Annotated in this window: 23 protein-coding genes; 16 read left to right on the top strand and 7 right to left on the bottom strand. The window is 73.1% G+C overall.

Translation table 11 applies throughout. The features are described from left to right. Positions 1-48: 48 nt before the first annotated feature. From ABT048_RS18560 to ABT048_RS18550, 3 genes are all read right to left on the bottom strand, one after another. Entirely contained in the window at positions 49-582 is a 534-nt protein-coding gene (locus tag ABT048_RS18560; protein WP_350522478.1) for a HEAT repeat domain-containing protein, read from the bottom strand. An 84-nt stretch (positions 583-666) separates the two neighbouring features. Beyond that, complete coding sequence (locus ABT048_RS18555) at positions 667-1,473, bottom strand: hypothetical protein (protein ID WP_350522477.1); 807 nt, start codon at positions 1,471-1,473, stop codon at positions 667-669. A 140-nt stretch (positions 1,474-1,613) separates the two neighbouring features. Further along, positions 1,614-2,393: a VOC family protein gene (locus ABT048_RS18550; RefSeq protein WP_350522476.1), complete on the bottom strand. Its 780-nt coding sequence runs from the start codon at positions 2,391-2,393 to the stop codon at positions 1,614-1,616. 366 nt (positions 2,394-2,759) lie between these two features. On the opposite strand from ABT048_RS18550, the gene ABT048_RS18545 reads away from it, so the two are divergent. Together ABT048_RS18545 and dnaE are read left to right on the top strand one after the other, a co-directional pair. After that, entirely contained in the window at positions 2,760-3,593 is an 834-nt protein-coding gene (locus tag ABT048_RS18545; protein ID WP_350522475.1) for a hypothetical protein, read from the top strand. A gap of 141 nt (positions 3,594-3,734) precedes the next feature. After that, entirely contained in the window at positions 3,735-7,268 is a 3,534-nt protein-coding gene (gene dnaE, locus ABT048_RS18540) for a DNA polymerase III subunit alpha (protein ID WP_350522474.1), read from the top strand. A 109-nt stretch (positions 7,269-7,377) separates the two neighbouring features. On the opposite strand, the gene ABT048_RS18535 is transcribed toward dnaE, so the two are convergent. Continuing rightward, entirely contained in the window at positions 7,378-8,265 is an 888-nt protein-coding gene (locus ABT048_RS18535) for a LysR family transcriptional regulator (RefSeq protein WP_350522473.1), read from the bottom strand. A 29-nt stretch (positions 8,266-8,294) separates the two neighbouring features. On the opposite strand from ABT048_RS18535, the gene ABT048_RS18530 reads away from it, so the two are divergent. From ABT048_RS18530 to ABT048_RS18505, 6 genes are all read left to right on the top strand, one after another. After that, positions 8,295-9,227, top strand: coding sequence for a dihydrodipicolinate synthase family protein (locus ABT048_RS18530; RefSeq protein ID WP_402802428.1), 933 nt, complete (start codon positions 8,295-8,297; stop codon positions 9,225-9,227). 137 nt (positions 9,228-9,364) lie between these two features. Beyond that, the gene (locus ABT048_RS18525; RefSeq protein ID WP_350522472.1) at positions 9,365-10,393 is read left to right on the top strand and encodes an aspartate-semialdehyde dehydrogenase; all 1,029 of its coding nucleotides are present in this window, start codon (positions 9,365-9,367) and stop codon (positions 10,391-10,393) included. A 304-nt stretch (positions 10,394-10,697) separates the two neighbouring features. Then, a complete protein-coding gene (locus tag ABT048_RS18520) occupies positions 10,698-12,038 on the top strand; it encodes an NYN domain-containing protein (protein ID WP_350522471.1) in 1,341 nt (446 codons plus the stop codon). A 159-nt stretch (positions 12,039-12,197) separates the two neighbouring features. After that, positions 12,198-13,196 (top strand): ABC transporter ATP-binding protein, encoded by a 999-nt coding sequence (locus ABT048_RS18515; RefSeq protein WP_350522470.1) that lies wholly within the window; start codon positions 12,198-12,200, stop codon positions 13,194-13,196. Continuing rightward, complete coding sequence (locus tag ABT048_RS18510) at positions 13,193-14,002, top strand: ABC transporter permease (RefSeq protein ID WP_396547568.1); 810 nt, start codon at positions 13,193-13,195, stop codon at positions 14,000-14,002. Before ABT048_RS18515 ends, ABT048_RS18510 begins: the two co-directional genes overlap by 4 nt. 54 nt (positions 14,003-14,056) lie before the next feature. Then, complete coding sequence (locus tag ABT048_RS18505) at positions 14,057-14,821, top strand: hypothetical protein (protein ID WP_350522469.1); 765 nt, start codon at positions 14,057-14,059, stop codon at positions 14,819-14,821. A 116-nt stretch (positions 14,822-14,937) separates the two neighbouring features. Here ABT048_RS18505 and ybaK read toward each other — a convergent pair whose 3' ends face one another. The 3 genes from ybaK to ABT048_RS18490 all read right to left on the bottom strand — a co-directional run bounded on the left by ybaK (position 14,938) and on the right by ABT048_RS18490 (position 17,883). Continuing rightward, positions 14,938-15,432: a Cys-tRNA(Pro) deacylase gene (gene ybaK, locus ABT048_RS18500; RefSeq protein ID WP_350522468.1), complete on the bottom strand. Its 495-nt coding sequence runs from the start codon at positions 15,430-15,432 to the stop codon at positions 14,938-14,940. A 22-nt stretch (positions 15,433-15,454) separates the two neighbouring features. Continuing rightward, entirely contained in the window at positions 15,455-16,183 is a 729-nt protein-coding gene (locus ABT048_RS18495) for an LON peptidase substrate-binding domain-containing protein (protein WP_350522467.1), read from the bottom strand. Between the two features lie 119 nt (positions 16,184-16,302). Next, positions 16,303-17,883 carry an oxidoreductase gene (locus tag ABT048_RS18490; protein ID WP_350522466.1) on the bottom strand — a complete coding sequence of 527 codons (1,581 nt, stop codon included), beginning with the start codon at positions 17,881-17,883 and terminating at the stop codon, positions 16,303-16,305. Positions 17,884-17,973: 90 nt separating this feature from the next. Here ABT048_RS18490 and hisD point away from each other — a divergent pair, with 90 nt between their 5' ends. From hisD to hisF, 8 genes are read left to right on the top strand one after another with little or no spacing between them, the layout of a single operon-like run. Then, a complete protein-coding gene (gene hisD / locus ABT048_RS18485; protein ID WP_350522465.1) occupies positions 17,974-19,281 on the top strand; it encodes a histidinol dehydrogenase in 1,308 nt (435 codons plus the stop codon). Further along, positions 19,278-20,378, top strand: a complete 1,101-nt coding sequence (locus ABT048_RS18480) for a histidinol-phosphate transaminase (RefSeq protein ID WP_350522464.1) — start codon at positions 19,278-19,280, stop codon at positions 20,376-20,378. The genes hisD and ABT048_RS18480 overlap by 4 nt, the downstream gene beginning before the upstream one ends. A gap of 6 nt (positions 20,379-20,384) precedes the next feature. Next, complete coding sequence (gene hisB, locus ABT048_RS18475; protein ID WP_218198172.1) at positions 20,385-20,978, top strand: imidazoleglycerol-phosphate dehydratase HisB; 594 nt, start codon at positions 20,385-20,387, stop codon at positions 20,976-20,978. Between the two features lie 11 nt (positions 20,979-20,989). Continuing rightward, the gene (locus ABT048_RS18470) at positions 20,990-21,127 is read left to right on the top strand and encodes a CG2302 family histidine operon protein (RefSeq protein WP_049650367.1); all 138 of its coding nucleotides are present in this window, start codon (positions 20,990-20,992) and stop codon (positions 21,125-21,127) included. Between the two features lie 31 nt (positions 21,128-21,158). After that, positions 21,159-21,794, top strand: a complete 636-nt coding sequence (hisH, locus tag ABT048_RS18465) for an imidazole glycerol phosphate synthase subunit HisH (RefSeq protein ID WP_350522462.1) — start codon at positions 21,159-21,161, stop codon at positions 21,792-21,794. A gap of 20 nt (positions 21,795-21,814) precedes the next feature. Then, on the top strand, positions 21,815-22,540 hold the full coding sequence (gene priA, locus ABT048_RS18460; RefSeq protein WP_350522461.1) for a bifunctional 1-(5-phosphoribosyl)-5-((5-phosphoribosylamino)methylideneamino)imidazole-4-carboxamide isomerase/phosphoribosylanthranilate isomerase PriA: 726 nt from the start codon (positions 21,815-21,817) through the stop codon (positions 22,538-22,540). Further along, positions 22,537-22,968, top strand: coding sequence for a RidA family protein (locus ABT048_RS18455; protein ID WP_350522460.1), 432 nt, complete (start codon positions 22,537-22,539; stop codon positions 22,966-22,968). Before priA ends, ABT048_RS18455 begins: the two co-directional genes overlap by 4 nt. Further along, complete coding sequence (gene hisF / locus ABT048_RS18450; RefSeq protein ID WP_350522459.1) at positions 22,965-23,735, top strand: imidazole glycerol phosphate synthase subunit HisF; 771 nt, start codon at positions 22,965-22,967, stop codon at positions 23,733-23,735. Before ABT048_RS18455 ends, hisF begins: the two co-directional genes overlap by 4 nt. Positions 23,736-23,766: the final 31 nt, after the last annotated feature.

Raw genomic sequence — 23,766 nt, 5'->3', positions numbered from 1 at the left:
CGCGCATCGCGCGCCGGGCACCGAACGCCGAACTCCGGGCGTCGGGCCTCAGCGCGGGCGGGTGCGCTTGTGGATCGGGCCGCCCGGGATGAACCAGCCGGCCTTCTTGCGCACGGTCGGGTTCGGATCCCCGTCGTGCGAGGCCTGCAGCGCGGCGAGGGCGCGCGGATCGGTGTGGACGAACTTGCCGACGAGTTCGGCGGCCATCGCGCGGACGTGCGGGTCCGGGTCGGTGGCCAGGTGTCGCAGCGCCGGAGCGAGCACGCGGTCCGCGCCGGGGGCGCAGGCGTCGTCCTTGCAGCGGTCGCAGGCCAGGGCGTGGAAGGCGGCGGTCCGGACGCGGGCGTCCGGGTCGTCGGCCATGGCGATGAGCAGGTCCATCGAGTCCAGGTCGACCAGGTGGTCGAGGAGGCGGCAGCAGCCCTCCCGGACGGCCGGGTCGGCGTGGGCGAGGCCGGTGCGGATGGCGTCCAGCGCGTCGGCCCCGCGGTCGAGCAGCGTGTGGTAGGCGGCGACGGTGCGCTGGGGGTTGCCCAGGCAGGAGACGAGGGCTTCGTTGTCGGTCCGTGTGAATCCGAGCATGGGGCGAGTGTCCGCCGCAAAGGGCGGCGGGGCAAAGGGATTTCGGGCCGGGGAGCCGGTTCGGGGAGTCAGGGGTTCAGGGGCTCAGCGGGGTCGGCGGGTGCGGCCGTGGACGAAGAGGGAGAGGCAGGTGACGGCGGCGATCCCGCAGGCGACCATGCCGAGGCCGAGGAGCATGATCGTGCCGTCGTCCAGGCCCTGGACGAAGTCGTGGGCGGTGTTGCCGTTGGCGTCGACGGTGACCTTCTCGCCGTCCGGGTGGTCCGAGATGTAGGTGACCATCGCGATGATCGCGCCGACGCAGAGCGCGGCCGCCAGGAGCAGCCAGCCGCCCGCCTTGCGGGTCCACTCCTCGCCGGTGAGCAGCCGGGCGTTCGGGCAGTGGTCGATCACGGCGTTGCCCAGGGCGGGGGCGCTGGTGGCCAGGCCGTCGATCCGGACCCGCTTGCCGCCGACCAGGGTCAGGATGCAGCGGTAGTCGTTGCCGAAGCGGTGGGCGAAGGCGCTGACCGAGTCCCGGCGGGTCGGGACGGTGACGGCGACGACCTCGGGCCAGCGCCAACTCCCCTTCGGGCCGCGGGCATTGCCGTGGACCAGGCCGTGCTCGTGGACGTCGAAGTACTCGCCGCCGCCACCGCGCAGTGCCCGTACGGCCTGGGTGAGGCCGATGCCGAGCCCGCACACGCCGAGGCCGAGCGCCACGCCGAGCCCCTGGCCGCCGCCGGAGGAGCCGTCGTCGCTGCTCCCGAGCAGGGCCCACAGGCCCAGCCAGGAGGTGAGGACGCCGATCGGCAGGGCCCACGCGGCGTTGACCCAGCGGATGCCGTTGGCGACCCGGTGGCGGCTGAGGAGGGCCCCGAGGGCTTCGGTGGTGTCGGTGGCGTCGGTCACGGTGGTCAGTCAAGCAGGAGTGGTTCGTTCACCTCAAGGTTCTTGACGTGGGCGGAAGTTGGCGCGGACGGGTGAGGGCCGGGGCCCGCCCGCCCGGAGTGGTCCGGACGGGCGGGCCCCGGCCCGGGGGTGGGGTGGGGCTACATCGGGCCGGGCTTGATCATGGCGAAGGGGGCGCCCTGGGGGTCGGCCACGACGGTCATCCGGCCGGCCACCATGTCGAAGGGCGGGGCGAGGACGGTGCCGCCGCGCTTGACCAGGGCGTCCACGGTGGAGTCGACGTCGTCGACCGCAAAGTAGGTCAGCCAGTGCGCCGGGGTGCCGGGCGGGTCGTTGGCGAGGAGGGTGGCGCCGCCGACCGCGCGGCCGCCGACCCGCAGCTCCCAGTAGGAGTCCGCGCCGGCCAGCGGCTCGATCTCGATGCCGAACGCCTCGCCGTAGAAGGCGGTGGCGGCGGGGATGTCGCTGGTGTGCAGCTCGTTCCAGGTCAGTGCTCCGGCCTCGTTGACCACTCGGGCGCCGAAGAACTCGCCGGGCTGCCAGGCGCCGAAGACCGCGCCCTGCGGGTCGGCGGCGATCAGCATCCGGCCCAGGTCGCCGACGTCCACCACCGGGACGAGCAGGGTGCCGCCGGCGGAGACGATGGCGTCCTGGGTGGCCTGGGCGTCGGTGGTGGACAGGTAGCTGTTCCACACGGTCGGCGGCTCCGGCATCCCCTCGGGGGACATCGCCGGGCCGATGCCGGCCGCGGCCTTGCCGGCGAGCTCGCAGACCGCGTAGCCGCCGAACTCGGCCGGGCCGGGCTGGCCCTGCCAGCCGAAGAGGTCGCGGTAGAAGTCCAGCGCGGCCTGCTGGTCCTTCGCCATCAGGTCGACCCAGCAGGGCGTGCCGGTCGCGTACGGGGTGGTGACTTCAGGCATTTTGACCCTTTCCGGTGGGTTTTGCTGCCGGTCACGATTTCGTCGCCGGAGGGGAATCGCCACTCGACACGCCGCCGCGGCGGTGGCCCGCCGGGTGGCGGGTGAGGGTCGGGGCGCGCGGCCTGATCGGCCAGGCCTCGGCGCCCGGGGGCCGAGGGCCTGCGGGCGTCGGGCGTCGGGCCTGCACCACGAGGTCTACCTCGGCGACCCGCGCAGGACGGCGCCCGAGAAGCTGAAGACCGTCGTGCGCCAGCCGGTCGAACGCCTGGGCTGAGGGATCGCCGGTGCCGGTCCGCGATCCACCGGAGGGCGGAGGTGCCGGAGGGCGTTGTCCGGGCGATCGAGGGCTGCGGCACGATGGACCACGTGACACAGCGGAGACACGAGTACGCACCGCCGAACACCCTCCCCGGGCTGCTGCAGCGCGGTCGCGGCCTGGGCGCCACGATGGCGGCGGAGGATCCGGCGGCCGCCGCCGACCTGGTGTACGGCTGCATCCGCTGGGAGTGGCGCTGGGACGCCGCGCTGGACGACCGCCACCTGTACCTCGCCCGGCTGGTCCGGGACCTGGAGCTGCCGCTCGCCCCCGTCGTCGGGATGCTGGCCGCAGACGAGGGGACCCGCGACCGGGCGGCCGGTGTGCTGGCGCTGCTGGCCCGCGGCGGCTCGGCCGAAGCCCGGGACGCGCTGCGGGCGCACCTGCCGCCGGAGACACCGGAGACACCGGAGGCACAGGAGGCGCAGGAGGCGGGGCAGGGGGAGCTCCCCGTCGTGGCGCCGCCGGACCGGCCGGGGGGCGAGCCGGACGTCCCGGCGCTGCTCGCCGAGCTGGAGCGGGACTGGGTGGACGGCACCTGGTGCGGCCCGATGCGCACGGCGCGCGGGCTGGCGCGGGCCGGTGCGCAGGCCGCCGGGGCGATCTCCCTCCTGCGCCGCTTCTGGCTGTGGACGCCGCACTCGCACGAGCGCCCGTCGTACCTGGAGGCACTGGCGGCGCTCGGCTCCGCGGGCACGGCCGAGGCGTACACCGAGTCACTCTGGGACTGCGAAGCGCGAGCCCGGCTGCTCGGCGTCGAGCACGCCCCCGACCGCCCCGACGTCCGGGACCGCCTGGCCCGCCTGCGGGACGACCCGATGGAGCACTCGGCCGTCCGGACGGCCGCCGCGACACGGCTCGGCGGCGGCTCGACGGCGGGCTAGAGTGGACGCGTGAACGTGTGAGTGATGGTCCGGACCCCGTGAGGCGGTCCGGGCCACATCCATTTCCAGGGCTTCCCCTCCCTGTGACCCGCGCGTTCGCCGGCCCACCAGACCAGCACCAGAGCCTCCGGAGGCCCCGCCTTGAGCGACCAGCCGTTCGCGCATCTGCACGTCCACACCGAGTACTCGATGCTGGACGGTGCCGCCCGGCTGAAGCAGATGTTCAAGGAGGTCGAGCGCCTCGGTCAGACCCATGTGGCGATGACCGACCACGGCAACATGTACGGCGCCGCCGAGTTCCACCGGCAGGCCACCGACGCCGGCATCACCCCCGTCATCGGCATCGAGGCGTACGTCGCCCCCGAGTCGCGCTCCAACACCAAGCGCATCCTGTGGGGCCAGCCGCACCAGAAGAAGGACGACGTCTCCGCGTCCGGCGCGTACACCCACAAGACCATCTGGGCCCGCAACAAGGAGGGCCTGCACAACCTCTTCAAGCTGACCTCGCGCTCCTACGCCGAGGGCTGGCTGGTGAAGTGGCCCCGGATGGACAAGGAGCTGATCTCCGAGCTCTCCGGCGGCCTGATGGCCACCACCGGCTGCCCCTCCGGCGAGGTGCAGACCCGGCTGCGCCTGGGCCAGTTCGACGAGGCCGTGAAGTCCGCCGCCGACTACCAGGACATCTTCGGCAAGGAGAACTACTTCCTGGAGCTGATGGACCACGGCCTCGACATCGAGAAGCGGGTCCGCGACGGGCTGCTGGAGATCAGCAAGAAGCTGAACATCCCCCCGGTCGTCACCAACGACTCGCACTACACCACCGAGGCCGACGCCGGCGCGCACGACCTGCTGCTCTGCGTCCAGACCGGCAAGAACCTCTCCGACCCGGACCGCTTCCGCTTCGACGGCACCGGCTACTACATCAAGTCCGCCGCCGAGATGTACGCGCTGGACTCCTCGGACGCCTGGCAGGAGGGCTGCCGCAACAGCCAGCTCCTCGTCGCCTCGCGCGTCGACACCGAGGGCATGTTCAAGTTCAAGAACCTCATGCCCCGCTTCCCCATCCCGGAGGGCTTCGAGTCCGAGGCGGACTTCTTCAAGTCCAAGGTCTGGGAGGGCATGGACTGGCGCTTCCCGGGCGGGTACGACGAGGAGCACAAGAAGCTCGCCGAGTACGAGATGGACACCATCATCCAGATGGGGTTCCCGGCGTACTTCCTCGTGGTCGCCGACTTCATCATGTGGGCCAAGAGCCAGGGCATCGCGGTGGGCCCCGGCCGTGGTTCGGCGGCCGGCTCGCTGGTCGCGTACGCGATGGGCATCACCGACCTCGACCCGATCCCGCACGGCCTGATCTTCGAGCGCTTCCTCAACCCCGAGCGCATCTCCATGCCCGACGTCGACATCGACTTCGACGAGCGCCGGCGCGGTGACGTGATCCGCTACGTGACGGAGAAGTGGGGGTCCGACAAGGTCGCCATGATCGTCACGTACGGCACCATCAAGGCGAAGGCCGCCATCAAGGACTCCTCGCGGGTCCTCGGCTACCCGTACGCGATGGGCGACCGGATCACCAAGGCCATGCCGCCGGACGTCATGGGCAAGGGCATCCCGCTGTCGGGCATCACGGACTCCTCGCACCCGCGCTACAGCGAGGCCGGCGAGATCCGCGGCCTGTACGAGACCGACCCGGACGTCAAGAAGGTCATCGACACCGCGCGGGGCATCGAGGGCCTGATCCGCCAGCCCGGCGTGCACGCCGCCGGCGTCATCATGTCCGCCGAGCCGCTGACCGACCACATCCCGGTCTGGACCCGGCACACCGACGGCGTCACCATCACGCAGTTCGACTACCCCACCTGTGAGGGGCTCGGCCTCCTCAAGATGGACTTCCTCGGCCTGCGCAACCTGACGATCATGGACGACGCCGTCAAGGCGATCGAGAAGAACAAGGGCATCAAGATCAACCTGCTTGATCTGCCCCTGGACGACAAGCCGACCTACGAGCTCCTCTCGCGCGGTGACACGCTCGGCGTCTTCCAGCTCGACGGCGGCCCCATGCGCTCGCTGCTGCGCCTGATGAAGCCCGACAACTTCGAGGACATCTCGGCCGTCCTGGCGCTGTACCGACCGGGCCCGATGGGCGTCAACTCCCACACCAACTACGCGCTGCGCAAGAACGGCCAGCAGGAGATCACCCCGATCCACCCGCAGCTGGAGAAGCCCCTGGAGGAGGTGCTCCGGCCGACGTACGGCCTGATCGTCTACCAGGAGCAGGTGCAGAAGGCCGCGCAGATCCTCGCCGGCTACTCGCTCGGCCAGGCGGACCTGCTGCGCCGCGCCATGGGCAAGAAGAAGAAGGAGATCCTGGAGGCGGAGTTCGTCCCCTTCCAGAAGGGCTGCCGCGAGCGCGGCTACTCCGACGCGGCCATCCAGGCGGTGTGGGACGTCCTCGTCCCCTTCTCCGGCTACGCGTTCAACAAAGCCCACACTGCGGGCTACGGACTGGTCTCGTACTGGACGGCCTACCTCAAGGCGAACTTCCCGGCCGAGTACATGTCCGGCCTGCTCACGTCCGTCAAGGACGACAAGGACAAGTCCGCGGTCTACCTCAACGAGTGCCGCAAGATGGGCATCAACGTCCTTCCGCCGGACGTCAACGAGTCGGACTCGGACTTCACCCCGCACGGTGACGACACCGTCCGCTTCGGCCTCACCGCCATCCGCAACGTCGGCGGGCCGGTGGTCGACTCGATGATCCGGACGAGGAAGACCAAGGGGAAGTTCTCCTCCTTCCCCGACTTCCTGGACAAGGTCGAGTCGGTGGTCTGCAACAAGCGGACCGTCGAATCGCTGATCAAGGCCGGGGCCTTCGACTCGCTCGGGCACACCCGCAAGGGGCTCAGCGCGCAGTTCGAGCCGATGATCGACAACGTCGTCGGCGTGAAGCGCAAGGAGGCCGAGGGGCAGTTCGACCTCTTCGGCGGCGACGCCACGGCCGACGAGCCGAGCTTCGGGCTCGACGTCGTCTTCTCCGAGGAGGAGTGGGAGAAGGCCTTCCTGCTCACCCAGGAGCGGGAGATGCTCGGCCTGTACGTCTCCTCGCACCCGCTGCACGGCATCGAGCACGTGCTCGCCGACAAGGCGGACTGCGCGGTCGCCGACCTCGCGGAACGGCCGGACGGCACGATCGTCACCATCGGCGGCATCATCTCGGGCCTCCAGCGGAAGATGACCAAGCAGGGCAACGCCTGGGCCATCGCGACCGTCGAGGACCTGGCGGGCTCGATCGACTGCATGTTCTTCCCGGCGAGCTACCAGCTGGTGTCCTCCCAACTGGTCGAGGACGCCGTGGTGTTCGTGCGCGGCAAGCTCGACAAGCGGGAGGACGTGCCGCGGCTGATGGGGATGGAGCTGTCCGTCCCCGACCTGTCGAACGCGCACGCCGAGGCACCGATCGTCATCAACATCCCGAGCGGGAAGGTCACGCCGCCGCTGGTGGCGCGACTGGGCGAGGTGCTGGGGAGCCACCGGGGCACCACCGAGGTCCGGGTGCGGCTGGAGAGCCGCACCAAGACGACGGTGCTGCGGCTCGACCGGCACCGGGTGAAGTCGGACCCGGCGCTGTTCGGGGACCTGAAGCAGCTGCTCGGGCCCAGCTGTCTGGTGGTGTGAGGCCCCTGCGGGTGCGTCCGACCGGCGGATCCTGAGTGCGGGCGGCGGCCTTCCGCTGCGCGTGGTTCCCCGTGCCCCTCCCGGGCACGGGGAACTCCTGCTCCCGGCTTCAGGAGCCGCTGCCGAGGCCCGGCGGTACCGCGGTGTGGAGCGCCGAGACGAAGGCGGAGATGGCCGGGTGGGAGCCGGCGCCGGCCCGGAAGGCGGCGCGGGTGCGGCGGTACATCGGGAGTCGGGTGAGGACCACGCCGGGCGGGGGCTGGGCGGTGCCGAGGTGGGGGACGAGGGCCACGCCCTGCCCGGCGGCGACCAGGGCGAGGACGGTGGTGAAGTCGTCGATCTGGTGGCGGATCCGGGGGGCGAAGCCGGCCGCCTCACAGGCGCGGACGGCCATGGTGTGGCAGAGCGTGCCGGGCGGGGACATGATCCAGGGCGCGCCGCGCTGTTCGGCGATCGTCCCCGGGGTGCGGGCGGCCAGGTACATGGGTTCGGTGAAGACCGGGCGGGTCGCCGCGAGGCCGGGCTCGGGGTCGGCCGGGACGAGGTCGTACTCGTGCACCAGGGCCACGTCCAGCTCGCCCGCGCGCAGGGCCGCGCCGACGGCCGCCGGGTCGACCTCGGTGACCATCGGCTCCAGCCCGGGGTGCCAGGCGGCCAGTTCCGCCATCACCGCCGGGATGATCGCGCGGGCCGCCGAGGGGTAGGTGCCGATCCGCAGCGGACCGGCCAACCCCCGTTTGGCGTGGGCGAGTTCGGCGCCCGCCTGCTCCAGCAGGGCGAGCACCGACTCGGCGTGCCGGACCAGGTTGCGCCCGGCCGGGGTGAGGGTGACCCGCCGGCCGGTGCGCTCCAGCAGCGGGACGCCGGCCTCCTTCTCCAGGACGGACAGCTGCTGGGAGACCGCGGAAGGGCTGAAGGACAGCGCCTCGGCCACGGCCGCGATGGTGCCGAGGTGGGCGAGTTCGCGCAGCAGGCGCAGGCGTCGGACGTCGAGCATCGGCTCAGCTTACGAGAAGCGTCGGAAATGTGAACTGGACCTGCGGTGACGGCGGCCGCAGGATCGTGGACATGGAACTCAAGGGCATCTACGTCCCCCTCGTCACCCCGTTCGCCGCCGACGGCAGCGTCGCCCTCGACTCGCTGGAGAAGCTCGCCCACGAGCTGCTCGACGCCGGTGCGGCCGGACTGGTCGCGCTCGGCACCACCGGTGAGCCGGCCGCGCTGAGCGCGCAGGAGCGGGACGCGGTGGTGGACGTCGCCGCGGCCGCCTGCGCCACGCGCGGGGCGCAGCTGATCGTCGGCGCGCACGGCGGGGACACCGGGGCGACCGCCGAGTCGCTGGCCGCGCTCGCCGCGCGGGTGCCGCGGGCGACGGCCGCGCTGGTCACCGTCCCGGCGTTCGTACGGCCCGGCGAGGCGGGGACGGTCGCGCACTTCCGGGCGCTGGCCGCGAGCAGCCCGCTGCCGCTGGTCGTCTACCACATCCCGTACCGCACCGGGCAGCAGCTGTCGGCCGCCGCGCTGCGCGAGATCGCCGCCATCGACGGCGTGGTGGGCGTCAAGTACGCCACCGGCGGGCTGGACCAGGCGGGCGTGGAGCTGCTCGCCGCCGCCCCCGCCGGGTTCGCGGTGCTGGCCGGGGAGGACGCCTTCCTCTCGCCGATGATGGCGCTCGGCGGGCCCGGCGGCATCCTCGCCTCCGCCCACCTGGCCACCGGCCGGTTCGTGGAGCTGGCGCAGGCCTGGCAGGCCGGGGACGTCGACCGGGCACGGGCCCTCGGGCACCGGCTGACCGGCCTGGCCCTGGCCGCCTTCGCGGCGCCGAACCCGGCGGTCACCAAGGGCGTGCTGCACGCCCAGGGGCGGATCCCGACCCCGGACGTCCGGCTGCCGCTGCTCCCGGCGGGAGCGGCGGAGGTCCGCGCTGCGCTGGACCTGGTGAATGGTCTGGACCGCTAGCCTCCGCCCGTCCGGAGGGCCTCCCGCGCGGTGGCCCCCCTCTCAAGCAGTGAAACGGCAGGTCGCCCCGCCCGCGGGACAAGGCATGATGGGCAGAGTGCGGCTGTGAACAGCACCATTCAGAGGAGTAGTCGGAAATGAAGATCGGCATTGTCGGTGCCACCGGCCAGGTCGGCAGCGTGGTCCGCGAGATCCTGGCGGACCGTGACTTCCCGGTGGAGCAGCTGCGGCTGTTCGCCTCGGCCCGCTCGGCCGGGCGCACCCTGCCCTGGCAGGGCACCGAGGTCACCGTCGAGGACGCGACCACGGCCGACTACACGGGCCTCGACATCGTGATCTTCTCCGCCGGCGGCGCCACCTCCAAGGCCCTCGCCCCCAAGGTCGCCGCGGCCGGTGCCGTCGTCATCGACAACTCCTCCGCCTGGCGCCGCGACCCCGAGGTCCCGCTGGTGGTCTCCGAGGTCAACCCCGAGGCCGTCGCGGACCGCCCCAAGGGCATCATCGCCAACCCGAACTGCACCACCATGGCCGCCATGCCCGTGCTGCGCCCGCTGCACGAGGAGGCCGGCCTGGCCGCGCTGGTCGTCTCCACCTACCAGGCCGTCTCCGGCAGCGGCGTCGCCGGTGTCGCCGAGCTGCAGGGCCAGGCCTCCAAGGTCATCGACGGCGCCGCCGGGCTCGCCCACGACGGCGACGCGGTCGAGTTCCCCGAGCCCAAGGTCTACCAGCGCCCGATCGCCTTCAACGTGGTGCCGCTGGCCGGCTCCATCGTCGAGGACGGCTCCAACGAGACCGACGAGGAGCAGAAGCTCCGCCACGAGAGCCGCAAGATCCTCGGCATCCCGGAACTGAAGGTCGCCGGCACCTGCGTGCGCGTCCCGGTGTTCTCCGGCCACTCGCTGCAGATCAACGCCCGCTTCGAGCGCCCGATCAGCCCCGAGCGCGCCGTCGAGCTGCTCACCGGCGCCCCCGGCGTCGAGCTGTCCGACATCCCCACCCCGCTGCAGGCCGCGGGCAAGGACCCGAGCTACGTCGGGCGCATCCGGGTCGACGAGACCGTGGACAACGGCCTGTCGCTGTTCGTCTCGAACGACAACCTGCGCAAGGGCGCCGCGCTCAACGCCGTCCAGCTGGCCGAGCTGGTCGCCGCCGAGCTCAAGGCCTGAAACCCCGGAACTCGGAGCCCGGGGACGGACCCCGGGCCCGAGGGCCGGTGCACCGCCGCGTGACCCCGGGCGGGCTCCGTCGTTGAACGGGGCCCGCCTTCGCGTTCTTTGCGCGCCGTTGGGGCGGCTGTTGCGGTACCGGGACATCCGGCAAGGTTCGGCGGGCGAACCCCGGGTAAAAGGTGACCCAACGATCGGGCGACGACGGGGGCCCCTCACCTCGGCACGCCCGTACGGAGGGCGGACCGCCCACCCCGAACGACCCACCCGACTGACTCCGAGGGCGAGCGGAAAGAGGTGCGCGATGGACCGCTGTGTCGTCCTGGTGGACGCCGGATACCTGCTGGGCGCCGCCGCCAGCCTGCTCGCGGGGGATCCGTCGCGGTCCAAGGTCACGGTGAACCACACGGCCCTCATCACCGCGCTACGCGAACGCGCCGAGGCCGAGACCGGGCTGCCGCTGCTGCGCATCTACTGGTTCGACGCCGCACCCGACCGGCGTCCGATGCCCGAGCACCGCCGGCTGCGCGTGCTGCCCCGGGTCACCGTACGGCTCGGTGCGCTCACCCGGGCGGAGGGGCGGTGGGTGCAGAAGGGCGTGGACGCCGCGATGCACGCCGAGCTCTCCGAACTCGCCCGCAACCGGGCCTGCGCCGACGTCGTACTGATCACCGGCGACGGTGACCTGTTGCCCGGCATGATGACCGCCAAGGAGCACGGCGTCGCCGTCCACCTCTGGGCACTGCAGGCCGCCGACGGTGACTTCAACCAGTCCGAGGACCTGGTCGGCGAGGCGGACGAGCGGCGGGTGCTGGACCGGGAGTGGATCGAGGGCTCGTTCTCGCTGCGGGACAACTCCAACCTCTTCCCGGCACCCGGGGCGCGGCAGGAGATCGCCAAGATCCTCGCCGCCCCGCCGGCGGCCCCGGCCGCGCTGCCCGGCGTGGCTCCGGCGGTCCGCCCGGCGGCGGTGGCGGCGGCGACCGCCCCGGCCGGCGACGAGCGGCCGCAGTCGGCGGCCGCGCTCAAGGTCGTCCCGACCCCGAAGGACCTCGCCGGGCGGGCCCCGTCCGTCACACCGATCACCCCGGCGGCGAACGGGCACGGGGCGGTCGGCCACGCGGTCAACGGGCACGGCGGCCACGCTACGAACGGGCACGGCACCAACGGCCACGGCGCGAACGGGCACGGCACGAACGGGCACGGCGCCGTCGCGCAGGCCGGGCCGGTGCTGCGGTGGTCCTCCGACCGCGGCTGGGTCGACCGGCCCGCCCCGGAGCCCGCCGTCACCGCCGGCGACAACCTGCCCACGCTCGCCCAGCTCACCACCGCCGAACAGCGCTGGGCCGACCGCGAGGAGGACATCACCTCCATCGGCGGGGACGCCCACGAGGTCGGGCAGGTCTTCGCCCGCCGCTGGAGCGACCGGATCGGCGACTTCGAACGGCTCACCGTGCTGTGGCCCGACTACCCGCGCATCCCGCACCGCGTCGACGGCGAGCTGCTCCGCTACGCCGCCCGCTTCGGACTGCTCGCGCACAAGGACGACCAGATCGACGAGCACGACCGCTACGCCATCCGGGCGGGGTTCTGGAAGGAGATGGCCGCGAGGGTGCCCGGCGGATCGATGGTCGTCGACGACTGAGGCGGCGACCGGGGGGCCGAGGGCGGCGACCGGAGTGCCCGGGGCGGCGACCGGGACGGTGACGGACGGGCACCCGACCGGCGGCCGGGCGTGACCGAGGCCTCCGGCGACCGGGCCCCGTGTCCGGTTCGCCCGTATGAGCGCGTAGAGTCTCCGGTCGTGAGTGAGACGGCCGGGCGAGCACCCGAGGAAACCCCGCCGTGCGTCGTCGTGCGCGACCTGGTCAGGACCTACCGCAGCGGGCGCGGCGCGGCCGCCACCGAGATCCGGGCCAACGACGGGATCAGCCTCACCGTCCGGCGGGGTGAGATCTTCGGGCTGCTCGGACCCAACGGCGCCGGCAAGTCCACGCTGGTCCGCCAGATCACCGGTCTGCTGCGCCCCGACTCCGGAACGGTCGAACTCCTCGGCCACGACGTCGTGCGGCACCCCGAGCGGGCCGCCCGGCTGCTCGGCTACCTCGGGCAGGAATCCACCGCGCTGGACGAGCTGACGGTCGCGCTCGCCGCCGAGACGACCGGACGGCTGCGCGGGCTCGACCGGGCCCGGGCCCGGACCGAGGCCGGGAACGTCCTGGACGAGCTCGGGCTGACCGCCATCGCCGCCCGGCCGCTCGCCAAGCTGTCCGGCGGGCAGCGGCGGCTCGCCTGCTTCGCGGCCACCCTGGTCGGGGACCGGCCGCTGCTCGTCCTCGACGAGCCGACCACCGGCATGGACCCCGTCGCCCGGCGGGCCGTGTGGAGCGCCGTCGACCGGCGCCGCGCCGAGCACGGGACGACCGTGCTGCTGGTCACCCACAACGTGATCGAGGCGGAGACGGTGCTCGACCGGGTCGCCGTGGTGGACGACGGCCGGGTCATCGCCTGCGACACGCCCGGCGGACTCAAGGCGCTCGTGGACGGCGACGTCCGGCTCGACCTGGTCTGGCGCGACGAGGCGCCGGTCGGCGTGCCCGCCGTCGCCGCGCTGCGCGAGCGGGCCGAGTGCACCGGCCGCCGCTGGACCGTCCGCACCAGCCCCGAGCAGGCCCGCGAACTGGTCGCCGCCGTCACCACCGGCCCGGCCTTCGCCGCGCTCGACGACTTCACCCTCGCCACCCCGAGCCTTGAGGACGCCTACCTCAAGCTGGGCGGCCGCCACGGAGGACTGGCCAAGTGACCCTGCTCTCGGCGCCGCCGCGGACCGGCCGGACCTCGGCCGGGCCCGCCCCGCTCGCCCCCGCGGCCCGGCTGCTGCCGGCCCTCGCCGCCGTGTACCGGGCGCAGCTCGCCCGGGCGCGGGTCGCGCGGATCCCGCTGCTGTTCGTCGCCACCTTCCAGTCCCTCGGCATCCTGGTGATGATGCGGGGCGTCGTGGAGGCCGGGCAGTCCTCGGCGGCGCGGTCGGTGGTCGCCGGGTCGAGCGTGCTGGTGGTGGCGTTCGTCGCGCTGAACCTGCTCGCCCAGTACTTCGGGAAGCTGCGGGCCACCGGCGGCCTGGACCACTACGCGACGCTGCCGGTGCCGGCGGCGTCGGTGGTGCTCGGGGCGGCCGCCGCGTACGCCTCGTTCACGCTGCCGGGGACGGTCGTCACGGCGGCCGTCGGGGCCGTCATGTTCGGGCTGCCGCTCGGGCAGCTGTGGGTGCTGCTGGCGGTCGTGCCGCTCGCCGGGGCCGCGCTGTCCGGGCTGGGGGCCGCCTGCGGGCTGCTGGCGCCCCGGCAGGAGCTCGCGACCATGCTCGGGCAGCTCGGGATGTCCGCCGCGCTGCTGCTCGGCGTGCTGCCGGTCGACCACCTGCCGCAGCCGGTGCTGTGGCTGCGGGACCTGCTGCCTTCCACGTACGGGGTGGAGGCCTTCGCGCGGACCTTCACGCCGGACCCGGACTGGGCGATGGTGCTCGCAGACCTGGGCGTGTGCGCCGGGGTGGGCGTGGTGTCGCTGGCCGTGGCCACCTGGGCGTACCGGCGGGCCGTCTCCCGGTAAGGGCCGAACGGGTGGTTGGGCCCTTCCGGGGGCTGTCGTGAAACGATGGGGCCTGTGACCGTACCGAACACACCTCCGGATCCCGCCCACACCGATGTGCAGGCGGCGCCGGAAGACGCCGTGCCCGTCGCCGCGCCCGGCACCGCGCCCGACCCGTACGCGCCTCCGCAGGGGGTCGCGTCCGACGCGTCCGGCGCCCAGGGGACCTCGCTGGTGCAGCGGCTGCTGCCGGAGGTGCGGATCGGGGCCGGGATCGTCGTCGCCTGCCTGGTGGCCGGGCTGGTGATGGCCGCGCTGTGGGTGTGGCTGGCGCCGAAGGTGCCGCTGGTCGTGGACGGCGACCGGATCCTCTACGCGGACCCCGAGGGCGAGCAGCGGGCCGGGGCCGACGCGGTGTTCGCGATCATCGGCCTGGGCGCCGGGATCCTGACCGCGCTCGGCGCGTTCCTGGTCACCCGGCGGCGCGGGGGCGGCATCGCGGTCGCGCTCGGGCTGGTCGTCGGCGGACTGCTCGGGTCGGTGGGGGCCTGGCGGATCGGGCGGTGGCTCGGGCCGAGCAAGGACCTGATCGCGGAGGCCCGGCGGGTCGGCAACGGCGGACACTTCGACGCGAACATCGACCTCGGGGCGCTGGGAGCGCTGCTGGTGTGGCCGATGGCGGCGATGGTGCTGCTGCTCGCGCTCTCGGCGGCGGTCGGGAAGCGGGAGGAGGACCCGCCGCCGTACTGGGCGCCCACGGCGCAGGCTCCGATGGGGCCGCAGGGTCCGGCGGGGCCGCAGAGCCCGCAGAGCCCGCAGGGGCCGCAGGACCGGGTCTGAGGCTCGGCGCAGGGCGGAGGGTCGGTGGTCCGGTACGGGCCCCGGGCTTCCGCCCTGTGGCGTTTCCGGGGGCGCGGGCTCCCGGTTCGTCCAGTGCCCTCTCGGGGAGTGGGCTGTCAGCGGGCGATGGGGGCGGTCCGGGCCCCGGTGAGGGCGATGAGGTCGGTGGGGGCGAGCTCCACCTCCAGGCCCCGGCGGCCCGCCGAGACGTAGACGGTCGCGTGGGCGAGGGCGCTGGCGTCGATGACGGTGCGCAGCGGGCGGCGCTGGCCCAGGGGGGAGATGCCGCCGCGGACGTAGCCGCTGCTGCGTTCGGCGGCGGCGGGGTCGGCCATCGCGGCGCGTTTGCCGCCGACCGCCGAGGCCAGCGCCTTGAGGTCGAGCTGCCCGGCGACGGGGACCACGCCGACGGTGAGGGTGCCGTCCACGTCGGCCACCAGGGTCTTGAAGACGCGCTCGGCGGCCACGCCGAGGACCTCGGCCGCCTCGCCGCCGTAGGACGCGGCGGCCGGGTCGTGGTCGTAGGCGTGCACGGTGAACGGGACGGCGGCGGCTTCCAGGGCGACGGTGGCGGGCGTGCCCTGGCCGCCCTTCTTGGTCTTCTTGGCCATGCGGGGTCCGGGGGCTCCTGGGTCAGTTGGGGCTGAAGGACTGGCGGGTGAGGTCGACGGCGGGCAGCGAGGGCAGCCAGGTGAGGACGGCGGTCTCGCGGCGCAGCAGGTCGAGTTCGGTGCGCAGGCGCTGGGCGGTGTCCGGGCAGGCGAGCAGCTGCTGCTTGACCGGGGTCTCGAACACCGAGGCGGCGGCGACCAGGTAGGAGAGCACCTGCGGGTCGTCGGGAAGGTCCTGACGGCCGACGGTGCTGGCCTCGCGGGCGCCGGCGAGGCGCTTCTGGTACACCCGGAACGCCCGCTCGACCTCGGCGGCCAGGGCGCCGGAGCCCTCGCCGGGGTGCTCCTCGATCGGCTCGATCTCGCCGGTCAGGTACGGACCGGAGGCGTCCACCGAGTGGAGCCGGAACCGGGTGGTGCCGGTGACCAGGAGCTCGTAGCGGCCGTCCGGCTGGTGCTGGGCGGAGGCGACGTCGGCGACGCAGCCGACCGGGAAGATCGCCTCCAGCGGGTCCCCGGTGACGGTGCCGAGGCCGTCGAGCGGCCCGGCCGGGCCCTCCTCGGCCCGGACCGGGGCGACCTCGCGGCCGTCCTTGATCGCGAGGATGCCGAAGCGCCGCGGCGTGTCCTCGGGCTGTTCGAGCAGGTCGGCGACGAGACGGCGGTAGCGCTCCTCGAAGACGTTCAGGGGCAGCACCAGGCCCGGGTAGAGCACGGTGTTCAGCGGGAAGAGCGGAAGCCGTTCTGTCACGGCGGACAGCGTAGTTCCCCCGACCCGCCGTTCGTCGCTCGCCCGCGACGATCGGTGCCATCGGCGCCGTCGGCGCCGCCCGAACCGCCCGGGGCGCCGAGCCGTCCGGGCCGTCCGGGCTACCCGCGCTGCAGCATCCGGGTGGCGCCCGCGACGACGGTGGAGGCGAGCAGCCAGCCGATGATCACCAGCGCGGCGGAGATCCACTGGGACAGGCCGCCCGGGTTCCAGCCGCCCTGGTTGAGGTCCACGATCGGCAGCAGCTGGTTGAGGGTGTAGAGCACCGGGCTCCAGTGCGGGCGCTCGTCGGCCTTGAGCGGGTCCAGCGGGTGGGTGGAGAACCAGAGGCTGCCGACGATCCAGGCCAGCAGCAGCCACAGGCCCGCCCGGCCGGGGCGGTAGCCGTAGCCGACGGTGAGGTCCTGGACGGCGCCCCAGGTCCGGGCGGGCAGCGGCAGGGTCCGGCGGCGGCGGCGCTGCTTGGCGTACAGCACCTCGCGGGCGTCGTCGTCGGCGCCGTCGCGGCGCAGCGCGGCGGCCAGCTGCTCGTAGGACTCCGGCTGGAACTCGACGGAGGAGCCCTCCAGCCACGCGATCCGCTCGTGGACCGGGAAGGCCGTGCTCGGGCGCAGGTTCTCGTAGACGAAGCCGGTGAGGCCCAGGTGCTTGCCGAGCGGCCAGGCCTGCGGGGTGTCGACCAGGTTGCCGACCCGGGCGCGGGAGAGCGAGACGGTGCCGGTCGGGCGGAACCTGCAGGTGAAGCGCAGCTCGGGGGTGTGGATGCGGCGCAGCGAGAGCTCGTCGTCATCCTCCAGGTGGAACTCGCCGGAGATCAGGCAGGCGCCATCGAAGCGGCTGTCGGAGAGCCGGACCCGCCCGAAGGCGCGGAAGGGGGTGACGGGGCCGTCGGGCGGAGGGGTCTCGCCGTAGCCGGAGCCGTAGTAGCCGCGGGAGCCGACCCAGCCGAGGTCCGCCGAGCCGGTCAGGTAGAGGGTGTGGCCGACGGTGACCCGGACGGCGTTGAGACAGGTGTGGTTGAGCCGCCGGTCGGCGCGCAGCTGGGCGCCGCGGAGCGAGAGCCGTCCGCCTATGCGGGCCGTGCGGATGCTCAACTCGCCCGTGGTCTCCATCCGTTCGGCCTCGAAGTCCTGGTTGACGGTGATCCCGTCGGCGGAGACGGCGCGGCCGTAGCGGTCGCCGCCGATGACGGCCTGGTTGAGCAGCAGGTCGGTGCCGATCCGGGCGTCGGTGAGCCGGATGCCGTCGGGGAAGCGGCAGCGGGCGAGGTGGAGGTCGCCGGTGGTGGAGAGCCGGGAGGCCTCCAGGCGGGGGACCAGGCAGTTCACGAAGCGCAGCGTGGAGGCCGCCGCCTCGGAGATGAGGATCTTGTGCTCGAAGCGGCAGTTGTGGAGCTCGACGTAGGCGCCGATGGCGGCGCCGGCCAGGTTGAGCGCGCCGGTGACCAGGACGCCGCTGAGGCGCAGCGAGGCGACGTGCCCGGGGGCGGGCTCCGGGCCGGCCAGCAGCAGGTGGGCGAGCACCTCGGCGCGGACGGTGCGCCGGGCGCCCCAGACGGCGTCGCCGAAGGGGTCGTCGGTGTCGGCTTCGCCACTGCGGAGGTCCAGGATCTCGCCCTGGTGGTAGGCCTCCCACACCTCGCGTTCGGTGTCGGTCCAGCCCTCTGGAGCGCGATCCGCCATGGTTTCCCCCGTCCCCCGGTCGTCTCGCCTTTCGTATCACGGACTGAAATGAGGGACCAGCGATTCCGGTCACTCCTTACACTGGGTGGCGTGATCTCTCGAATCGACCTCCGCGGCTCGCTCGACGACCCGCGTGACCTGCTGCCCCGTGCCGAGTTCGACGTGGCGGCCGCACTGGAGAAGGTGCGGCCGATCGCCGAGGACGTACGCCATCGCGGGGTCGCGGCGCTGATCGAGATCACCGAGCGCTTCGACGGCGTGCGGCTGGAGTCGACCCGTGTCCCGGCCGAGCAGCTGACCGAGGCCCTGGAGACGCTGGACCCGAAGGTGCGCGCCGCGCTGGAGGAGTCCATCCGCCGGGCGCGCGCCGTGCACGCGGACCAGCGCCGCACCGGGCACACCACCCGGGTGGTGCCGGGCGGCACGGTCACCCAGCGCTGGGTGCCGGTCGAGCGGGTCGGGCTGTACGTGCCGGGCGGTCTGGCGGTCTACCCGTCCTCCGTGGTGATGAACGTGGTGCCGGCCCAGGAGGCGGGCGTCCGCGGCATCGCGGTCACCTCCCCGCCGCAGAAGGAGTTCGGCGGGCAGGTCCACCCGACCATCCTGGCGGCCTGCGCGCTGCTCGGCGTCGACGAGGTCTACTCCGTCGGCGGCGCCCAGGCGGTCGCGATGTTCGCGCTGGGCACCGAGGAGTGCGCCCCCGTGAACATGGTCACCGGCCCGGGCAACATCTATGTGGCCGCCGCCAAGCGCTACTTCGCCGGCCGGATCGGCATCGACTCCGAGGCCGGCCCGACCGAGATCGCCGTCCTCGCCGACGACAGCGCGCTGCCGTCCGACGTCGCCGCCGACCTCATCAGCCAGGCCGAGCACGGTCCGACCTCCGGCTCGGTGCTGGTCACCGACTCCCCGGAGCTGGCCGACGCGGTCGAGGCCGAGCTGGCCGTGCAGGTCGCCAGGACCAAGCACAGCGAGCGGGTCGCCGAGGCGCTCGGCGGCAAGCAGTCCGGCATCATCCTGGTCGACGACCTGACCCAGGGCCTCGCCGTGGTCAACGCGTACGCGGCCGAGCACCTGGAGATCCAGACCCGCGACCCGCACGCGGTGGCCGAGCGCGTCGTCAACGCGGGCGCGATCTTCATCGGCCGCTGGACCCCGGTCTCGCTGGGCGACTACGCGGCCGGCTCCAACCACGTGCTGCCGACCGGCGGCTGCGCCTGCCACTCCTCCGGACTGTCGGTGCAGACCTTCCTGCGCGGCGTCCAGGTCGTCGAGTACGACCGGGACGCGCTGGCGGACGTCGCCGCGCACGTGGTCAACCTGGCCGAGGCGGAGGACCTCCCCGGCCACGGGGACGCCGTCAAGGCCCGCTTCGACTGGACGGTACCCGGCTCGTGACGGACATCGACGACCTCCCCATCCGGGACGAACTGCGCGGCCAGTCCCCGTACGGCGCCCCGCAGTTGGACGTCCCCGTCCAGCTGAACACCAACGAGAACCCGTACCCGCTGCCCGAGGAGCTGGTGGCCCGGATCGCCGAGCGCGTCGCCGACGCCGCACGCGGGCTGAACCGCTACCCCGACCGGGACGCGGTCGAGCTGCGCGAGGGCCTGGCGGCGTACCTCGGCAGGACCACCGGCTTCGCCGTGACCCGCGAACAGGTGTGGGCCGCCAACGGCTCCAACGAGGTGCTCCAGCAGCTGCTGCAGACCTTCGGCGGCCCCGGGCGCAGCGCGCTCGGCTTCGAGCCCTCGTACTCGATGCACGCGCTGATCTCCCGGGGCACCGGCACCGCCTGGATCTCCGGCCCGCGCAACGACGACTTCACCATCGACGTGGACGCCGCCCTCGCGGCCATCGCCGAGCACCGGCCGAACGTCGTCTTCGTCTGCTCGCCGAACAACCCGACCGGCACCGCCGTCGAGGCCGACACCGTGCTGCGGCTGTACGAGGCCGCCCAGGCCGCCCGGCCCAGCCTGGTCGTCGTCGACGAGGCCTACGTCGAGTTCTCGCACCGGGACTCGCTGCTGCCGCTGATCGAGGGCCGCCCCAACCTGGTGGTCAGCCGCACCATGTCCAAGGCCTTCGGCGCGGCCGGGCTGCGCCTGGGGTACCTGGCCGCCGACCGCGCGGTGGTGGACGCCGTCCAGCTGGTCCGCCTGCCCTACCACCTGTCCGCCGTCACCCAGGCCACCGCGCTGGCCTGCCTGGAGCACACCGACACCCTGCTCGGGTACGTCGGCCGCCTCAAGGAGGAGCGCGACCGGCTGGTCGACGCGCTGCGCGGGATGGGCCTCGACGTGACCGACTCGGACGCCAACTTCGTCCAGTTCGGCCGCTTCGCCGACACCCACGCCGTCTGGCAGGCCATCCTCGACCAGGGCGTCCTGGTCCGCGACAACGGCGTGCCCGGGTGGCTGCGCGTCACCGCCGGCACGCCCGCCGAGAACGACGCCTTCCTGGACGCCGTCCGCACCGTGATCAAGGAGCTGTAACCCCGAATGTCCCGCATCGGACGCGTCGAGCGCACCACCAAGGAGACCTCCGTCCTGGTCGAGATAGACCTGGACGGCACAGGTCGGACCGACATCTCCACGGGCGTCGGCTTCTACGACCACATGCTCGACCAGCTCGGTCGGCACGGTCTGTTCGACCTCACCGTCAAGACCGACGGCGACCTGCACATCGACACCCACCACACCATCGAGGACACCGCCCTCGCGCTCGGCGCCGCCTTCAAGCAGGCGCTCGGCGACAAGGTCGGCATCTACCGCTTCGGCAACTGCACGGTGCCGCTGGACGAGTCGCTCGCCCAGGTCACCGTGGACCTCTCCGGCCGGCCCTACCTGGTGCACACCGAGCCCGAGAACATGGCGCCGATGATCGGCAGCTACGACACCACGATGACCCGGCACATCCTGGAGTCCTTCGTGGCCCAGGCGCAGATCGCGCTGCACGTCCACGTGCCGTACGGGCGCAACGCCCACCACATCGTGGAGTGCCAGTTCAAGGCGCTGGCCCGTGCGCTGCGCTACGCCTCCGAGCGCGACCCGCGCGCGGCCGGCATCCTCCCGTCGACCAAGGGTGCGCTGTGAACAACATCGCGATGATCCTCATCTTCGTCGGCCTCTTCCTGGCCGGCGGGGTGATCTCCTTCTGGAAGCAGAAGCAGTCGAAGAGCGTCATCCTGGTGCTGGCGTTCGGTGCCGTGATGTGCCTGGCCTCCGGCCTCATGCGCCTGTAAGACCCGCCGTAGAGAGACTGGACACCTGAACATGGGCAAGAACGTCGTCGTCCTCGACTACGGCTCCGGCAACCTCCGCTCCGCGCAGCGCGCCCTGGAGCGGACCGGGGCGAACGTCACGGTCAGCTCCGACTACGACACCGCGATGGCCGCGGACGGCCTGCTCGTCCCCGGCGTGGGTGCCTTCGAGGCCTGCATGCGCGGGCTGAAGTCGGTCCGCGGGGACTGGATCATCGGCCGCCGCCTGGCCGGCGGCCGCCCGGTCATGGGCATCTGCGTCGGCATGCAGATCCTCTTCGAGAAGGGGGTCGAGCACGGCGTGGAGACGGCCGGCTGCGACGAGTGGCCGGGCACCGTCGAGCCGCTGGAGGCCCCGGTCGTCCCGCACATGGGCTGGAACACCGTGGACGTGCCCGAGGGCAGCCGGATGTTCGCCGGCCTCGACCCGGAGACCCGCTTCTACTTCGTGCACTCCTACGGCGTGCGGCACTGGGACCTGGAGGTCCACAGCGCGCGGATCAACCCGCCGCTGGTCACCTGGGCCACGCACGGGCAGCCGTTCGTCGCGGCCGTCGAGAACGGTCCGCTGTGGGCCACCCAGTTCCACCCCGAGAAGTCCGGCGACGCCGGCGCCACCCTGCTGACCAACTGGGTCAACACCCTCTGACTGTCTGAGAGTTGCTACTGATGAGCCGCCTCGAACTGCTTCCCGCCGTCGACGTCCGCGACGGCCAGGCCGTCCGTCTGGTCAAGGGCGCCTCCGGAACCGAGACCTCCTTCGGCGAGCCGCTGGCCGCCGCCCTCGCCTGGCAGAACGCCGGCGCCGAGTGGCTGCACCTGGTCGACCTCGACGCCGCGTTCGGCACCGGTTCCAACTACGAGCTGCTGCGCGACGTCACCGGCCGGCTGGACATCAAGGTCGAGCTGTCCGGCGGCATCCGCGACGACGAGTCGCTCGCCCGCGCCCTCGCCACCGGCTGCACCCGGGTCAACCTCGGCACCGCCGCCCTGGAGGCCCCCGAGTGGGTCGCCAAGGCCATCGCCGAGCACGGCGACAAGATCGCCGTCGGCCTGGACGTGGTCGGCACCACCCTGCGCGGCCGCGGCTGGACCCGCGACGGCGGCCAGCTCTTCGACGTGCTGACGCGCCTCGACCAGGAGGGCTGCGCCCGCTACGTCGTCACCGACGTCAACCGCGACGGCACCCTGACCGGCCCCAACCTGCAGCTGCTGCGCGACGTCTGCGCCGCCACCGACCGCCCGGTCGTCGCCTCCGGCGGCGTCTCCTCGCTGGACGACCTGCGCGCCATCGCCACCCTGGTCGGCGAGGGTGTCGAGGGCGCCATCGTGGGCAAGGCACTCTACGAGCAGAAGTTCACCCTCGAAGAGGCCCTGGAGGCGGTTTCAGGATGACGGACGGTCGGATCGTACGCGGGCGGGTCGGCGGGTTCTCTCCCTGGGAGGACGAGTTCGGCTACTCCCGGGCCATCGCCGCGGGCGACCACGTGCACGTGGCCGGCTCCACCGCCTGGGTGGACGGCCGGATCGAGCACGAGGGCGACCCGTACCGGCAGACCCTCGCCGCGTTCGGCGTCGGGCTCAAGGCCCTGGCCGCGTACGGTCTGACCGCGGACGACGTGGTCCGCACCCGGATGTACATCACCCACGTCCGCGACGCCGAGGAAGTGGGCCGGGCCCATCGCGAACTCTTCGACGCCGCACGCCCGGTGGCCACCATGGTGGTGGTCGAGGGACTGATCGACTCCCGGATGATGGTCGAGATCGAGCTCGACGCGTACCGCTCCGGGCTGGCAAAGACCCTGGAAGGCAAACAGCCGTGACCCTCGCCGTACGAGTCATCCCCTGTCTGGACGTGGACGCCGGGCGGGTGGTCAAGGGCGTCAACTTCCAGAACCTGCGCGACGCCGGCGACCCGGTCGAGATGGCCAAGCTCTACGACGCCGAGGGCGCCGACGAACTGACCTTCCTCGACATCACCGCCTCCTCCGGCGACCGCGAGACCACCTACGACGTGGTCCGCCGCACCGCCGAGCAGGTCTTCATCCCGCTCACCGTCGGCGGCGGCATCCGCGCCGTCGAGGACGTGGACAAGCTGCTGCGGGCCGGCGCCGACAAGGTCGGCGTCAACACCGCCGCGATCGAGCGCCCGGAGCTGGTCCGGGAGATCGCCCGGCGGTTCGGCCGGCAGGTGCTGGTGCTCTCGGTCGACGCCCGGCGCTGCCCGCCCGGTACGGAGACCGCGTCGGGCTTCGAGGTGACCACCCACGGCGGGCGCCGGGGCACCGGCCTGGATGCCGTCGAATGGGCGGGCCGCGCGGCCGAGTTGGGCGCCGGGGAGATCCTGCTCAACTCGATGGACGCGGACGGCACCAAGGACGGCTACGACCTGGAGATGATCCGGTCCGTGCGCAAGGCCGTCTCGGTGCCGGTGATCGCCTCCGGCGGCGCCGGCAAGCTCGCCGACTTCGCGCCCGCCGTCGACGCGGGCGCGGACGCGGTGCTGGCCGCCAGCGTCTTCCACTTCGGGGACCTGCGGATCGGCGAGGTCAAGGGCGCGCTGCGGGAGGCCGGACACCCGGTGCGGTGACCCGTGCGCAACCCGGGGCCCGCGGTTCTCG

It is taken from the genome of Kitasatospora sp. NPDC096140 (assembly GCF_040303045.1).
Taxonomy (GTDB): domain Bacteria; phylum Actinomycetota; class Actinomycetes; order Streptomycetales; family Streptomycetaceae; genus Kitasatospora.
This window is presented reverse-complemented; position numbering and strand designations above follow the sequence as displayed.

Bases quoted from the DNA above. Each gene is read 5' to 3' on its own strand.
- ABT048_RS18560 (WP_350522478.1), bottom strand. From the start codon at position 582: ATGCTCGGATTCACACGGACCGACAACGAAGCCCTCGTCTCCTGCCTG.
- ABT048_RS18550 (WP_350522476.1), bottom strand. From the start codon at position 2,393: ATGCCTGAAGTCACCACCCCGTACGCGACCGGCACGCCCTGCTGGGTC.
- ABT048_RS18535 (WP_350522473.1), bottom strand. From the start codon at position 8,265: ATGCTCGACGTCCGACGCCTGCGCCTGCTGCGCGAACTCGCCCACCTC.
- ABT048_RS18525 (WP_350522472.1), top strand. From the start codon at position 9,365: ATGAAGATCGGCATTGTCGGTGCCACCGGCCAGGTCGGCAGCGTGGTC.
- ABT048_RS18520 (WP_350522471.1), top strand. From the start codon at position 10,698: ATGGACCGCTGTGTCGTCCTGGTGGACGCCGGATACCTGCTGGGCGCC.
- ybaK (WP_350522468.1), bottom strand. From the start codon at position 15,432: ATGGCCAAGAAGACCAAGAAGGGCGGCCAGGGCACGCCCGCCACCGTC.
- ABT048_RS18490 (WP_350522466.1), bottom strand. From the start codon at position 17,883: ATGGCGGATCGCGCTCCAGAGGGCTGGACCGACACCGAACGCGAGGTG.
- hisB (WP_218198172.1), top strand. From the start codon at position 20,385: ATGTCCCGCATCGGACGCGTCGAGCGCACCACCAAGGAGACCTCCGTC.
- ABT048_RS18470 (WP_049650367.1), top strand. From the start codon at position 20,990: ATGATCCTCATCTTCGTCGGCCTCTTCCTGGCCGGCGGGGTGATCTCC.
- hisH (WP_350522462.1), top strand. From the start codon at position 21,159: ATGGGCAAGAACGTCGTCGTCCTCGACTACGGCTCCGGCAACCTCCGC.
- priA (WP_350522461.1), top strand. From the start codon at position 21,815: ATGAGCCGCCTCGAACTGCTTCCCGCCGTCGACGTCCGCGACGGCCAG.
- ABT048_RS18455 (WP_350522460.1), top strand. From the start codon at position 22,537: ATGACGGACGGTCGGATCGTACGCGGGCGGGTCGGCGGGTTCTCTCCC.